12 protein-coding genes are annotated in these 14,105 nt (G+C 71.7%); 8 read left to right on the forward strand and 4 right to left on the reverse strand.

The window, feature by feature from the left end; genetic code table 11:
- Positions 1–89: 89 nt before the first annotated feature.
- Both H7A73_RS08640 and H7A73_RS08645 read left to right on the forward strand, forming a co-directional pair.
- On the forward strand, positions 90–1,832 hold the full coding sequence (locus H7A73_RS08640) for a hypothetical protein (protein WP_182065616.1): 1,743 nt from the start codon (positions 90–92) through the stop codon (positions 1,830–1,832).
- Positions 1,829–2,845 (forward strand): tetratricopeptide repeat protein, encoded by a 1,017-nt coding sequence (locus tag H7A73_RS08645; protein ID WP_182065617.1) that lies wholly within the window; start codon positions 1,829–1,831, stop codon positions 2,843–2,845. The genes H7A73_RS08640 and H7A73_RS08645 overlap by 4 nt, the downstream gene beginning before the upstream one ends.
- 85 nt (positions 2,846–2,930) lie before the next feature.
- Here the strand turns inward: H7A73_RS08645 and glgB are convergent, their stop codons facing one another.
- The 3 genes from glgB to H7A73_RS08660 form a co-directional block, all read right to left on the reverse strand.
- Complete coding sequence (gene glgB, locus H7A73_RS08650) at positions 2,931–5,531, reverse strand: 1,4-alpha-glucan branching protein GlgB (RefSeq protein ID WP_182065618.1); 2,601 nt, start codon at positions 5,529–5,531, stop codon at positions 2,931–2,933.
- Positions 5,528–7,528 (reverse strand): alpha-1,4-glucan--maltose-1-phosphate maltosyltransferase, encoded by a 2,001-nt coding sequence (locus tag H7A73_RS08655; RefSeq protein WP_182065619.1) that lies wholly within the window; start codon positions 7,526–7,528, stop codon positions 5,528–5,530. The genes glgB and H7A73_RS08655 overlap by 4 nt, the downstream gene beginning before the upstream one ends.
- 174 nt (positions 7,529–7,702) lie before the next feature.
- Positions 7,703–9,811 carry a glycogen debranching protein gene (locus H7A73_RS08660; RefSeq protein WP_182065620.1) on the reverse strand — a complete coding sequence of 703 codons (2,109 nt, stop codon included), beginning with the start codon at positions 9,809–9,811 and terminating at the stop codon, positions 7,703–7,705.
- A 59-nt stretch (positions 9,812–9,870) separates the two neighbouring features.
- On the opposite strand from H7A73_RS08660, the gene H7A73_RS08665 reads away from it, so the two are divergent.
- The 6 genes from H7A73_RS08665 (at position 9,871) to H7A73_RS08690 (ending at position 13,357) form a co-directional block, all read left to right on the forward strand.
- Positions 9,871–11,052, forward strand: coding sequence for a cysteine desulfurase family protein (locus tag H7A73_RS08665; protein WP_182065638.1), 1,182 nt, complete (start codon positions 9,871–9,873; stop codon positions 11,050–11,052).
- Positions 11,053–11,067: 15 nt separating this feature from the next.
- Complete coding sequence (locus H7A73_RS08670) at positions 11,068–11,250, forward strand: hypothetical protein (protein ID WP_182065621.1); 183 nt, start codon at positions 11,068–11,070, stop codon at positions 11,248–11,250.
- A 215-nt stretch (positions 11,251–11,465) separates the two neighbouring features.
- Complete coding sequence (locus H7A73_RS08675; protein ID WP_182065622.1) at positions 11,466–12,086, forward strand: hypothetical protein; 621 nt, start codon at positions 11,466–11,468, stop codon at positions 12,084–12,086.
- Positions 12,083–12,637, forward strand: a complete 555-nt coding sequence (locus tag H7A73_RS08680) for a hypothetical protein (protein ID WP_247738020.1) — start codon at positions 12,083–12,085, stop codon at positions 12,635–12,637. Before H7A73_RS08675 ends, H7A73_RS08680 begins: the two co-directional genes overlap by 4 nt.
- 22 nt (positions 12,638–12,659) lie before the next feature.
- Positions 12,660–12,857 carry a hypothetical protein gene (locus tag H7A73_RS08685; RefSeq protein ID WP_182065623.1) on the forward strand — a complete coding sequence of 66 codons (198 nt, stop codon included), beginning with the start codon at positions 12,660–12,662 and terminating at the stop codon, positions 12,855–12,857.
- A 2-nt stretch (positions 12,858–12,859) separates the two neighbouring features.
- Positions 12,860–13,357 carry a hypothetical protein gene (locus H7A73_RS08690; RefSeq protein WP_182065624.1) on the forward strand — a complete coding sequence of 166 codons (498 nt, stop codon included), beginning with the start codon at positions 12,860–12,862 and terminating at the stop codon, positions 13,355–13,357.
- Here the strand turns inward: H7A73_RS08690 and H7A73_RS08695 are convergent.
- Positions 13,350–13,985, reverse strand: a complete 636-nt coding sequence (locus H7A73_RS08695; RefSeq protein ID WP_182065625.1) for a hypothetical protein — start codon at positions 13,983–13,985, stop codon at positions 13,350–13,352. The two genes, H7A73_RS08690 and H7A73_RS08695, sit on opposite strands and share 8 nt — an antisense overlap.
- Positions 13,986–14,105 lie beyond the last annotated feature (120 nt).

Genomic DNA, 14,105 nt, shown 5'->3' on the forward strand with positions numbered 1-14,105 from the left:
GATTGATGCGCTGTCCAGCGTTGCTCGCTATCCTGAGTCGCTGATTCGCGCGCCGACATCCCCACCCCGGCGCGGTAGGGAGAGAGTTCGTGCGATTCGTCCTGGCGATCGTCAGTTTCGTCATCGGTCTGCTGCTCGTGGCGCTGGCGGTGGGACAGCGGACCGTGTTCGCGCCGCCGTCCTCACTCGTGGCCGAGAGCTCGACGACCAGTTCCGCCCCGGTGACCGTGATCCCGGGGACGACGCTCAACGCCAACCCCGGCTACCAGCGCATCAACGTGTCCGGCTCCGGCAAGGTCTTCGCGGCCTACGGCAAGACCGCCGACGTGGATGCCTGGATCGGTGACGCCGAGCACACCACGCTCCGCTTCGACGCCGAGAAGGGCTCGCTGGTCGGGTCGACCTCGGGCAGCGAGACCAGCGTCCCCTCGCCGAAGGGCAGTGACCTCTGGTACCAGGAGTACGACGGTGCCGGACAGTTCACCGTCCGCCTGCCGCAGGACGTCTCGGTCCTCGTCGTGAGCGACGGCACGGCCGCAGCGCCGAGCGACGTGTCCGTCACCTGGCCGCAGGACACCGCGACGCCGGCGGTCGGTCCGCTGCTCGTGGCCGGCGGCGTGTTCGTCCTCGGAGGTCTCGTGCTGCTCGTCCTCGCCTTCCTGCACCAGCGCCGTGGCCGCGGTCCCCGCCGTCGCAGTGGTGGCAGCCGCCCGCCGCGGGTGCGTGCGTCCCGTCGAGCAGCCGCCGCCGGAGCCCAGGTGCCGCGCCGCGGTCGTCGCGGCACGCGTGCGCTCGTCGGCGTCCCGGTGCTGCTCGTCGGCGCCCTGACCCTGGCCGGCTGTTCCTCGGACTACTGGCCGCAGGGTGGCGACCCGTCGCTCGCCACGCCGACCCCGACGGCCACCGCCACGGGGGCTGCTGAGACCACGGAGCCGACGGCTGCGACCAAGCAGCAGATCACCCGCATCGTGCAGCGCACCGCCGCCGTCGCCGAGCAGGCCGACGGGGCCCGCGACCGCGACCTGGTCCGGACCCGGTTCTCCGGAGCGGCGCTCGATCTCCGTCTGGCGAACTACTCGATCCGCGGCAAGGACTCGGACGTCAAGGCACCGCCGGCGATCTCGGCCGCGCAGGTGTGCGTCGCGCTGCCGCAGCAGACCGACACCTGGCCGCGCACGGTCTTCACGATCGTCGCCGAGGACTGTGACGCCAAGTCCGCACCGCAGGCCCTGACCCTGGTGCAGGACACTGCCCGCGATCCGTACAAGGTGGCGTACGACGTCTCGCTCGAGGCCGACGCGAAGATCCCGAGCCTCGCCCCGACGACGATCGGTGCAGCACTGCTCGCGCCGGAGTCGAAGCTCCTGACGATCCAGCCCGACCAGGTCGCGACCGCCTACGGCGACATCCTGTCGAAGGACACCGCCAGTGAGTACGCCGACCTGTTCGCGACCGAGGGCGACGCGCTCCGCACCACCATCGGCAAGGCGTACAAGGACAAGAAGGCCAAGGCCCTGCCGGACACGGCGAAGATCGAGTACTCGTCCGAGGCACCCGCCGACTCCGCCGTCGCCATCGCGACGGACGACGCCGGCGCCCTGGTCTCCGCCGACCTGGACGAGATCGAGAAGGTGACCCCGACCGCGTCGGGTGCCGAGGTGAACACCGAGGGTGCCGTCAAGGCACTGTCCGGCGTGGACACGAGCAAGAAGGGCATCAGCGCGACCTACAGCGTCCAGTTGCTCTTCTACGTGCCGCCGGTCGCCTCGGATGGCAAAGTGGTCCTGCTCGGGTTCACACAGGGCCTGACCGCAGCAAGTGAGGTGCAATGAGCAACATCCCCCCGACCCCGACCCCGTCCGGGCTCCGCGGAGCCGTGGACCTGTCGTCGCTCGTCGACCGCGCACAGCGGCCGCCCCAGCCGTCCGGCGCTCCGGCCCCGGCGGGTTCCGCCAGCGGAGCCGCTCCCGGCACGGAAGGCGGCACCGTGAACGGTGCCGACCTGACCGTCCCGTCGCTCGTGATCGACGTCACCGACGCGACGTTCCAGGATGTCCTGGAGCTGTCGAACGTCGTCCCGGTCATCGTGGACATCTGGGCCGAGTGGTGCGGGCCGTGCAAGCAGCTCTCGCCGATCCTCGAGCAGCTCACCGCGGAGTACGACGGCCGCGTGGTGCTCGCCAAGGTGGACGCCGACACGAACCCGCAGCTCGTGCAGGCGTTCCAGGCGCAGTCGATCCCGACCGTGGCCGCCGTGATCGGCGGACGCCCGCTCGGGCTCTTCGTCGGGGCACTGCCCGAGGCGCAGGTCCGTGACGTCTACGAGCAGGTCCTCCAGGCCGCCGAGCAGAACGGCGTGGCCGGTCGCGTGACCGTCGACGGCGCAGTCGCATCCGCTGACGCCGAGCAGGGCGAGCCGGAGCCGGAGCCACTCCCGCCGCACCACCAGGCCGCGTACGACGCGATCGAGCGGGGCGACTACGCCACCGCGATCGAGGAGTACAAGACCGCCATCCTGCAGGACCCGCACGACCAGATGGCCGTGGCCGGGCTCGCGCAGGTGTCACTGCTCGACCGGCTCAACGGTCGGACGGCCGACGAGATCCGGGCGGCAGCAGCCGCCGGCCCGCAGGACGTCCAGGCACAGCTGGCGGTCGCCGACCTCGACATCTCGGGCGGGCACGTCGACGACGCCTTCGGGCGGCTGCTCGACCTCGTACCGACGGTGTTCGGGGACGACCGTGAGGCCCTGCGTGTCCGGCTCGTCGAGTACTTCGAGCTCATCGGCAGCGAGGACCCGCGCGTCGTCGCGGCGCGTCGCCGCCTGGCGAACGCCCTGTACTGACCTCACGAGACAGACGGGAGGCCCGGTGCCAGCTGGCACCGGGCCTCCCGTCTGTTCATCGGTCGCGTCGAGGACGCTGGCCGGGCTACTGGGCCAGCTTCAGCCAGACGGCGCCGAGCGGCGGCACCACGAGGTGCGCCGAGGCCGGGCGGCCCGCCCACGGGGTGTCCTCCGCCGTGACGACGCCGAGGTTGCCGACTCCGGACCCGCCGTACTCGGCAGCATCGGTGTTGAGCATCTCGTGCCAATCACCGGCGGTCGGCAGCCCGAAGCGACGTTCCACCGGCACGCCGGAGAAGTTCACGAACACCGCGACCCGATCGTCGCCGTCCTTCCGCAGGAACCCGAGCGTCGAGTGCGGTGCGTCGCCGCCCTCGAGCCACTCGAAGCCGTCGGCTGTCGAGTCGTGCGTCCAGAGCGCAGGGGAGTCCTTGTACACGCGGTTGAGCTCCGCGACGAGGTCCTGCACACCTCGGTGGCCGGGCTGGTCGAGGAGCCACCAGTCGAGGCCCTTCGCCTCGGACCACTCGGCGGGCTGCGCGAACTCCTGGCCCATGAAGAGCAGCTGCTTGCCGGGGTGCGCCCACATGAACGCCAGGTACGCACGCACGTTGGCGAGCTTCTGCCACTCGTCGCCGGGCATCTTGCCGTACAGGGAGCCCTTGCCGTGCACGACCTCGTCGTGGCTGATCGGCAGCGTGAACTGCTCGCTGAACGCGTAGACGAACGAGAACGTGATCTCGTCGTGGTGGTAACTGCGGTACGCGGGGTCGCGCTGCACGTACTCGAGCGAGTCGTGCATCCACCCCATGTTCCACTTCTGCCCGAAGCCGAGCCCACCGGCGCTCGTCGGCTGGGTCACGCCCGGCCACGAGGTGCTCTCCTCCGCGATCATCACGATTCCGGGGTAGCGCTTGTACGCCGTGGCGTTCGTCTCCTGCAGGAACGAGATCGCGTCGAGGTTCTCGCGGCCACCGTGGATGTTCGGCAGCCAGTCGGTGCGGGAGTAGTCGAGGTACAGCATCGAGGCCACCGCGTCGACCCGCAGGCCGTCGATGTGGAACTCCTCGAGCCAGTACAGCGCGTTCGCGACCAGGAAGTTGCGCACCTGCGGCTGCCCGAAGTCGAACACGTACGTGCCCCAGTCGAGCTGCTCGCCGCGGCGGGGGTCCGGGTGCTCGAACAGTGCGTAGCCGTCGAAGCGACCGAGCGCCCACTCGTCCTTCGGGAAGTGCCCGGGGACCCAGTCCATGATCACGCCGATGCCCGCGGAGTGCAGGCGGTCGATCAGGTAGCGCAGGTCGTCGGGCGAACCGAAACGTGCTGTCGGTGCGTAGTACCCGGTGACCTGGTAGCCCCACGAGCCGCCGAAGGGGTGCTCGGCGAGCGGCAGGAACTCCACGTGGGTGAAGCCGGTGTACTCCACGTGCCCGATGAGCTGGTCGGCGACCTCGCGGTACGACAGACCGGGGCGCCAGGAGCCGAGGTGCACCTCGTAGACGCTCATCGGGGCGTCGTGCGTGGTGGTCTGCGCGCGGCGCTCCATCCACGCGGCGTCACCCTCGGACCACGCGTACGTGGACTCGGTGATGACGGAGGCGGTCGCCGGCGCGATCTCGGCCTCGCGGGCGAACGGGTCGGCCCGCTCCACCCAACCGGAGTCGGTGAGGATCTGGAACTTGTAGCGCTGCCCGACGACCGCGCCGGGCCAGAACAGCTCCCAGACGCCGAGGTCGCTCAGACGGCGCATCGCGGTGGTGCGGCCTTCCCAGCCCTCGAAGTCGCCGATCACGCGGACGGCGGTCGCCCGGGGCGCCCAGACGGCGAACGCGACACCGTCGACGCCGTCGACCGTGCGGGCGTGTGCGCCGAGGTGGTGCCAGAGCTGCTCGTCACGGCCCTCGCCGAACAGGTGCAGGTCGAGCTCGCCGAGCGTCGGGGCGAACCGGTACGCGTCGTCGGTGGTCCAGGTGGCGTCGTCCTCGTCCGTGGACTCGTCGGAGTCGTACTCCGACTCGACGCGGTAGCGACCGAGCGGATCGGCGGTGGCGCCGGCCCAGAGCCCGTCGCCCTCGTGCGTGAGCTCGATGTCGTCGCCGTCGGGGCGCACGAGGCGCACCGCGCGGGCCAGGTGCCGGACGACGCGGACACTGGTGCCGCCGTCGACCGGGTGCGGGCCGAGCACGTCGTGCGGCTGGGACCAGCGGCCCTCGGCCACCTGCAGACGCAGCCAGTCCTCGATCGGAGCCGGACGCGGATCCGTGGCCGTACCGGCAGGGGCAGGGGCAGGGGCAGGGGCAGCAGCTGAGGCGTCAGCCGGAGTCGATGCCGACACCTCAGCCGGAGCCGGCGCCGGAGCAGCGGCGCTCGGGGCGGCCGGAGCGTCGACGGAGGCAGGCCGGACCACGGGTGCAGCGCCTCCGGTCGGGGCCGTCGGGGCCTCCGACGGTGCCGCGGCTGCGACGGACGGCTGCCGCGGGTGCGTCGGGTCGACAGGGTGCCCGGCGAGCGTGGCGGACTCCGCCACGCCGCGGTCGGGCGCCTCGCGCTGCGCCGGCGGAGCGCCGGGCAGGTCCTCGTCCGGCGCGGACACCTTCGGCTCGTACCGCGGCACGGCCGGCGGCGGAGGCGGTACGGGCGGGACGGCCGGTCCGCGCTTCGTGGGGTCGGTCGGTTCGGGGGTCATCGGTGGGGTCCTTCCACGACGAGCAGGTGCACGGGCTCCTGGAACGCATCCAGGCGGACGTAGTTCGACGCGCCCCAGGTCCAGCGCTGACCGGTCACGACGTCGCGGACGTCGAACAGGCCCTCGGTCGGCAGACCGAGTGCAGCGAGGTCCAGGTGCACGGTGGTCTCACGGGCGGAGTGCGGGTCGACGTTGGCGACCACGATCACGGTGTCGGGGCGTCCTGACCGGATGTACTCGCCCGACAGGTGCTTCGAGTAGACGACGATCGCCGGGTCCTCGGCGGCGTGCACGTGCAGGTTCCGCAGCTGTCGCAGCGCGGGGTGCGCCGCTCGGAGGCGGTTGAGCATCGTCACGTACGGCGCGAGCGACGCACCCTCTGCCTCGGCCAGGGCGAAGTCACGCGGCTTGTACTCGTACTTCTCGTTGTCGATGTTCTCTTCCGAGCCCGGACGGGCGACGTCCTCGAAGAGCTCGTACCCGGCGTACATGCCCCACGTCGGCGCACCGGTGGCGGCGAGCGCCGCGCGCACCTTGTAGCCGGCACGGCCGCCGAACTGCAGGTACTCGGTGAGGATGTCGGGGGTGTTCACGAAGAGGTTCGGGCGCAGGTAGTCGCTCGTCTCGTGGGAGAGCTCCGTGAAGTAGTCCTCGATCTCGTCCTTCGTGTTGCGCCAGGTGAAGTACGAGTACGACTGCTGGAACCCGGCTTCGGCGAGCGCGCGCATCATCGCCGGGCGGGTGAACGCCTCGGCGAGGAACACGGTGTCGGGGTGTTCGTCGCGGATCTCGCGGATGACGCGTTCCCAGAACCAGAGCGGCTTGGTGTGCGGGTTGTCGACGCGGAAGATCCGGATGCCGAAGTCGATCCAGTGGCGCAGGACACGCTCGACCTCGGTGACCAGACCCTCGGGGTCGGTGTCGAACTGGATCGGGTAGATGTCCTGGTACCGCTTCGGGGGGTTCTCGGCGGTCGCGATGGAGCCGTCGGCACGCTGCGTGAACCACTCCGGGTGCTGGGTGACCCAGGGGTGGTCGGGGGAGCACTGCAGCGCGAAGTCCAGCGCGACCTCCATGCCGGTGTTCTTCGCCGTCTCGACGAAGTCGCGGAAGTCGTCTTCGGTTCCGAGGTCGGGGTGGATCGCGTCGTGCCCGCCGTCGGGGGAGCCGATCGCCCAGGGGCTGCCGGGGTCGTGCGGCCCGGGCGTGAGCGTGTTGTTCGGCCCCTTGCGGGCGGTGGTGCCGATGGGGTGGATCGGCGGCAGGTAGATGACGTCGAAGCCCATCCGGGCGACGGCGGGCAGGCGGCGGGCCGCGGTGCGGAAGTCGCCGCTCTTCCAGGAGCCGTCGGGGTTCTTCTTCGCACCTTCTGAGCGAGGGAAGAACTCGTACCAGGCGCCGACGCCGGCGCGGGTGCGTTCGACGTCGAGCAGCTGGGTGGCGGAGTGGGTCCGGAGCGAGGTGAGCGGGGCCTCCTCGACCTCGGCGACGATGCGTGGGTCGTCGACGGCGGCCAGGCGTTCGGCCGGGTCGAGGTCGGTGTCCCGGACGCGTGCGGCGGCACGGGTGGCGGCGGGGGAGTCGGTCTCCTCGGCCAGCCGGTCGAGCAGCACGGCGCCGTCGAGCAGCGTCGCCTCGGTGTCGACGCCGGCCGCGATCTTCAGGCGTGCACCGTGCAGCCAGCTCGCCCAGTCGTCGGAGTACGACTCGACGTGCCACGTCCAGACGCCGACGTGGTCGACCTGCACCGTGGCTTCGTAGCGGTCGGTGCCGGGGGCACCGAGGGTCATGGGGACGGTGCGGGTTCCACCGTCTGGGCGTTCGAGGACGAGGTCGGCGCCGATGATGCCGTGTCCTTCTCGGAAGACGGTTGCACCGAACGTGATCACCTCGCCGTCGAATGCCTTGCCGGGGAAGCCGTTCGGCGTCCTCGGGGCGAGCTCGGTGATCGGGATGCGCCCGATCTTCGGGCGGCGGGGTCGGTCTGCGGTGGCCACGGAAGCGACGCTACCCGGCGAGCGGCTCCGCGTTCCCCGGAATCGGCCCGCTGTGGCGGGCCGGGCGCGCCGTGGACCCTGTTGAGGACCGGACGGGAGGCCCGTGGCGGGGCCGCCACGCGCCTTCCGTCCGCCACCCGGTCGCGACGCCGGGCCGCACCCGCCTGCTCGGCGCTACGCCACCTCGAACAGGTGGATGCCGGGGCCGTAGGCGGTGAAGACCTGCCCGGCGGGACGGAGGCGCTCGTGGTCGCGGTGCTTCTCGCTCGACCAGGCCAGGCGGTACCCGAGGACGTCCTCGCGGACCGGCAGGGTCAGGTCGCGGGTGCGGCCGCTGCCGTGCACGACCACCAGGACGCGGTCGAAGGGCTCGTGCTCCGGCGTCGACTCGACGAAGTACTGCAGGGCGCGGTGCACGGGCTGGTCCCAACCCTCGATCGTCATCGGGTGCCCGTCCGGCCCGTACCAGGACATCCGCGAGGCCCCGGGGGTCTCCTGCCCCTCGACGCCGAAGCGGGTGGGGCGGAGCGACGGGTGCGCCTGCCGGAACCGTGCCAGCGCGGCGACGGCCTCGGTCATCGTCTCGGCGTCCTCGTCGTCGGACCAGTCCACCGGGGTCAGGTCGTCGGACACCACGTAGGCGTTGTTGTTGCCGTGCTGCGTGCGGCTCCGCTCGTCGCCGGCGGTGAGCATCGGCACCCCGGCGGACAGCATCAGGGTCGCCACCAGGTTGCGCATCGACCGCCCACGCGCGGCACGGACCCCGCGGTCGGCGGTGTCGCCCTCGATGCCGTGGTTGAACGAGCGGTTGTCGTTCGAGCCGTCGCGGTTGTCCTCGCCGTTGGCCTCGTTGTGCTTGCCGTCGTACGACACCAGGTCGAGCAGGGTGAAGCCGTCGTGCGCGGTGACGAAGTTGACGCTCGCCAGCGGGCCGCGGTCGGCACCGAAGACACTCCTCGACCCCGACAACGCCTCAGCCAGCCGGCCGATCCCGGTCTGCGGCAGGCCGGTGCGGCGCTCCTCGGCGATGTCGGTGAGCCAGAACTGGCGGACCGTGTCGCGGAACCCGTCGTTCCACTCGCTCGTGCGGTGACCGGCCGCGCCGAAGGCACTGGTCTTCCAGCCGTCCGGGCCGACGTCCCACGGCTCGGCGATCACCAGGGTGTCCTGCAGGTCGGGGTGGTTCCGGATGCGCTCGAGCAGCGGGTGCGACGGGTCGAACCGGTGCTCGCCGTCGCGGGCCAGGGCGGCCATCAGGTCGAAGCGGAAGCCGTCGACCTGCACCTCGCGTGCCCAGTACACCAGGCTGTCGACGATGAGGTCCGCCGTCGCCTCGACCGAGGTGTCGAGCGTGTTCCCGCACCCGGTGGTGTCGTAGTAGGTGTCCCGGCGGGGCGGGTCGGTCTGCGCCCAGCGGTAGCGGTTCGCGCCGTCGATGCCGCGCAGACTCGTCGTCGGACCACCCAGGCCCTCTTCCGCGGTGTGGTTGTAGACGACGTCCAGGACGACCTGGATGCCGGCCTCGTGCAGCAGCCGGACCATGCCCTTGAACTCGCGCAGGACGGCGTCGGCGCCCTCCTGCTGCGCCGGCGCCGAGGCGTGCGCGGCGTGCGGGGCGAAGAACCCGAGCGTGTTGTAGCCCCAGGCGTTCTGCCGGCCGGCGTCGCGGAGCCACCGCTCGGTGTCGAAGGCCTGCACGGGCAGCAGCTCGAGCGTGGTGACGCCGATGCGGTGCAGGTGCGCGATCGTGCTCTCGTGGGCGACCCCGGCGTACGTGCCGCGCAGGTGTTCCGGCAGGTGCGGGTTCGCGGCCGTCAGGGTGCGGACGTTCGCCTCGTACACGACGGCACGGTCGAGCGGGACCTGCGGCTTCACGACGCCGCCCCAGTCGAAGGCGTCGTCGACGACCACGCTGGTCCAGCGTGGTCCGGCGGCCTCGTCGTCGCCGGTCGGCAGGATGCCACGAGCGTACGGGTCGAGCAGCGGACGCCTCGGGTCGAACTCGTGCCGCGGCCCGACCGGCCCGTCGACGAGCAGGTGGTAGCGGTCGCCGGGCACGACCCCGGGGACCTCGCCGGTCCACACGTCCGTGTCGGGGACGCGCTCGAGCGGGTGCCGGGTCGGCCGGCCGTCGGAGCGGTCGTGCCCGTCCGCGCCTTCGGCGCTCCCCGCGCTCGCCACGACCAGGACGATGCTCGTCGCCGTCGCGGACCGCAGGGTGAACCGGGGGACGGTCCCGCCCAGGGAGAACCCCGGCGTGAGGTCGATCGCTGTCTCGTGCACGCGACAAGGGTACGAGGACCGGCGCGTATCCTGGACACTGCTCGATCCAGGGGGTGCATTTGTCGGTCTACCTCGACCACGCCGCGACGACGCCGATCCTGCCGGAGGCGCTCGCCGCCTTCACCGATGCCCTGGGCACCGTCGGCAACCCGTCGTCCATCCACAGCGCCGGTCAACGCGCCAAGATGCTGCTCGAGGACGGTCGCGCCGCCGTCGCCCGCTCGCTCGACGCCGACCCGGTGGAGGTCGTGTTCACCTCCGGCGGCACCGAGAGCATCAACCTCGCCGTGAAGGGCCTGTTCTGGGCTCGCCAGCGCGACCGCCAGCGGCCCCGCATCGTCGTCCCGGGCGGCGAGCACCACGCCACGGTCGACACCCTGACCTGGTTGGAGACCCACGAGGGCGCCGTGATCGACGTGGTCCCGTTGGACGCGCAGGGTCGCGTCGACCTCGCCGGACTGGAGGCACGGCTCGCCGACGCCTCGGACGTCGCCCTGGTCACGTTCCTGTGGGCGAACAACGAGGTGGGCACCATCCAGCCCGTGTCACGGATCGTCGAGCTCGCGCACGCCGCCGGCGTGCCCGTGCACAGCGACGCGGTCGCCGCCTACGGGCAGGTGCCGGTGTCGTTCGCCGCGTCCGGCCTCGACGCCCTCAGCGTCTCCGCGCACAAGGTCGGCGGGCCCGTCGGCATCGGTGCGCTCGTGCTCGGACGGAAGGCCACCGTCGAGCCCCTCATCCACGGTGGTGGGCAGCAGCGGCAGGTGCGGAGCGGCACACAGGACGCCCCGGCGGCTGCGGCCTTCGGCGTGGCGGCCAGCGCGGTCGTCGCCGAGCCGATGCCGCACCCGTCACTCGTCGCCCTGCGGGACCGTCTGGTCGCCGGGGTCCGTGCGGCCGTCCCCGCCGCGATGTTGATGGGGGACCCCGTCGACCGCCTGCCGGGCAACGCGCACTTCACGTTCCCCGGCTGCGAGGGCGACTCGCTCCTGTTCCTGCTCGACGCCGCCGGGGTCGCGGTCTCGACGGGGTCGGCGTGCCAGGCCGGTGTACCCGAGGCGTCGCACGTGCTGCTCGCGATGGGACTGTCGGAGCAGGATGCCCGTGGCGCGCTCCGGATCACGCTCGGCCACACGACGACCGATGCCGACGTCGACGCGTTCCTGGCTGCGCTGCCGGACGCCGTCGCACGGGCCGGTGCCGCGGGGATGGCATCGCGGGAGCCGCTGCTCGGGCGGTAGTGGTCGACTCCGGGCATGCTTCGCTCGTCCGCCGTGTGGGTCGTCGTCGCCCTGCTCGGCATCGTGTTCGTCGGGGTCTCGGTCGCGCTGTTCGCCCAGCCGGGATCCCGGCCCTTCGGGTTCGTCACCTTCCTCTGCGCGGTCGTCGTCCTGACCAGTGCCTGGGTGGGACACCGGCGATCTCGGTTGCGACGCTGACGCAGGTCCCCTTCCAGGGCATACTGCTGCTCGTGGTGCCGCGGCCGGAAGACGGACAGGACGCAGGGGACGTCCGCCGTCCAGCGCGTGTCCGACCGCCGCGGGACGACAACTGGTACCGCTCGAGCGAGTGGAACGACGAGATCGCTGCGGCGTTCGAAGCGAAGCTCGCACGGGCGAGATCGTCCAGGGTCGAGTACCTCCGTATCCAGGGGGTGACCCTCGCCCTGGAGGGCGACGCGGACGAGGGCGTGCGAGAAGTCGGTCGGGGGTTGCTCGTCCGGTTCATGGCGGAGATCGAGGCCGTCGGCGGATCGCAGGCGCGCGTGAACGGCGGCGGGGAGATGCTCGCGATGACACTGGCGTTGTCGGGACGTCTGCATGACGCCGTTGACGAGTACCGGAGGGTCCTCCGGCGCATCGCCGAGTGCGGCTCCGACTCGTTCACCACCGGCATGTCGGAGGTCCTCCTGGCCGAGGTGCTCCTGCAGCTCGGCGATCCCTCGTCGCTCGCCGAGGCGGACGCACTGCTCGCCGGCGCCGAGGACTCGGTCCGGAGGACGGCGTTCTTCCGCGACCGTGTCGTCCGGTACCTGACAGCGCGGGCCCGCGTCGCGAGCCGGCTCGGCGACCCGGAATCGGCATCCGGACACGCCCACGCCGCACTGACCGTGATCGGGGTCGAGGGCAACCCGTTCCCTCGGCACCCAGGTGTCGGGGTGCCGACCGTCGATGCGGACCTACGAGCGGAGCTGACGCGCTTGGCGCAGGGGCTCCGGCCCGTGGCGGCTCGGCGACGGTCGTTCCGGTTTCCGTTCCGGAAGGGACGCCCGTGACGGCGCGCATCCCGGAGCCTCGAACGCCGAACACCCGGGGGACAGCCACCACGCACGACGTCGAGGGCGGCCCCGGGTGGCGGATCCGGTCCGCCGATCTCCGTCCGGTCATCACCGACCTCGCTGCGTTCCGCGCAGGATTGGCAGACGACCCGCTCCGTGAGGAGATCGAGTTGCTGTGGACCGGCAAGGCGGACGACGCGCTTCGTCGTCTCGAACGGGTCGCCCCGACGCAGCGTGTCCGAGCATCACGGGCCGACTGCCACCGTGACCTCGGCGACACCTGCACCGCCGTGCACGAGTACGACTTCCTCGTCGCCGAGTGCATCGGCACGACTCGCGAAGCCGCGATGCGGCAACACCGAGGCAAGGCGCTGCTCGCAGCCGGGATCGTCGACCGTGCCGTCGAGGACTTCACACTCGCCGTCGCGCTCAGGCAGGCCAGTGACCCGGTGCTCCTCGCGTCGGCTGAGCAGGCACTGGCGGTCGCGCGGTCTCGGACACGTGACCGCGCTGCGGAAGTCGTCACCGGGAGCGGCGAAGTGGACTGACGTCCGCCAGTAGCCTGAGCTCGTGACCACTCCGAAACCACAGGGCAGCGCCGATCTGGTGGGGCTGCTCGTCGGTGCTCCGCTCGCGCTCATCGGGATCGTCCTGCTCGTGGCCGCAGGAAGGACACCGACGGCCGTCCTCGGAGGCGCGGTGCTGGTCTCCGGCACGATGCTGGTGTGCACCGCCCCGCTCATCCGAGGGCTGCGCCGGGAGCGATGACCGTGGCCACGAGCAGCGGCGAGCACCATCCTCGGAACGGCGCCCGGCGGGACAGCCGCTGGGCTGTCCCGCTCCGTCGGGTCTTCCCCTGGTGGTACCTCGGCGGTGCGGTGGCGACGATGGCGATCCTGATCCTGGTCGATCCAGGCGGCAGCCAGGCCACGGTGGCGTTCTGGGGGCCGACGATCGGGATCGCGATCCAGGACCGTGAGCGCGCGGCGCGCGCTCGACTGGACCGCGGCCTCCCCGTCGATCGACGCTCGCTCCTGTCGCCTCCGTGGCTCGAACCGACGTGCGCGGTGTTGCTCACGGGCGTGGCGGTCGGACTCGGCATGCTCATCAACGCGGTGTTCGGGCACGGCGCGTCCGTCACGACGTGGGTCGGAGCGGGGGTGTTCCTCGGGAGCGCCGCGTCGTTGGTCGGTCTCCTGCTGGTCCTGAGGGACCGACGCCGCCGACAGCCGAGCGTTCCGGACGGCCAGTCGGACGGCGTCAGCTGAGGGCGTGCTCCGAGAGGAACCGCCCGGCTCGTCGGTACTGCACGAGCAGTTGGACGAGCCCGAGCACCGCCGCGAACGACGCGACGAGCTCGACCAGCTTGATGGGCAGACTGTCCGTGCTCACCGCCGTCGACGCGGCGAACAGCATCACCGCGCCGACGACCGGCAGGATGCCGAGGGTGGCTCGACGGTTCTGCACGGCCACCGCGAAGACGATGTCCGCGTGCTCGTCGTCGATCGGCTCCTTGCCGGCGATCTGACGCCGCACCGACCGCTGCTCCGCGCGGGAGAGCGGGCTGCTCACTGAACGCCAGCGAGTGACGTAGTGACCGGAGCGGTAGGCCCACACGAAACCGACGACGCCGACGACCAGCCCGAGCAGCAACAGCAGGAGCTGGACGAGCAGCTGCACGCCATCGCCGCCACTCGCGTGGCTGCTCCCGGTGGTCGGCGCCAGCACCAGCGCCAGGACCACCCCGACCGCCCACGACACCAGGACGAGTGCCCCCACCCACACGAACACGCGGGTCCGGCGACGGCGGAGCCCGTCGTCGCTCTGGCCGTCGGCGAGCCGGGCGGCGGCTGCCCACCGCTCGGCTCCGGCTGGGTCGGTGGTGGGGCTGGTCATCGTTCTGGTCCTGACGTCGAGAGTCTCTCGACTCTACGGGTCACGGTCGGAACGGGTCACGGGCGCGACCCCGGAAGCGACCGGCGTCGGATCCGCACGAGGGGATCGCCACCGACCCGC

This window comes from Curtobacterium sp. ME12 (genome assembly GCF_903970855.1).
Lineage (GTDB): Bacteria > Actinomycetota > Actinomycetes > Actinomycetales > Microbacteriaceae > Curtobacterium > Curtobacterium poinsettiae_A.

What these genes read in the sequence shown, in the direction of transcription:
- H7A73_RS08645 (WP_182065617.1), top strand. Translation starts at nt 1,829, where the DNA reads ATGAGCAACATCCCCCCGACCCCGACCCCGTCCGGGCTCCGCGGAGCC.
- glgB (WP_182065618.1), bottom strand. Translation starts at nt 5,531, where the DNA reads ATGACCCCCGAACCGACCGACCCCACGAAGCGCGGACCGGCCGTCCCG.
- H7A73_RS08670 (WP_182065621.1), top strand. Translation starts at nt 11,068, where the DNA reads ATGCTTCGCTCGTCCGCCGTGTGGGTCGTCGTCGCCCTGCTCGGCATC.
- H7A73_RS08695 (WP_182065625.1), bottom strand. Translation starts at nt 13,985, where the DNA reads ATGACCAGCCCCACCACCGACCCAGCCGGAGCCGAGCGGTGGGCAGCC.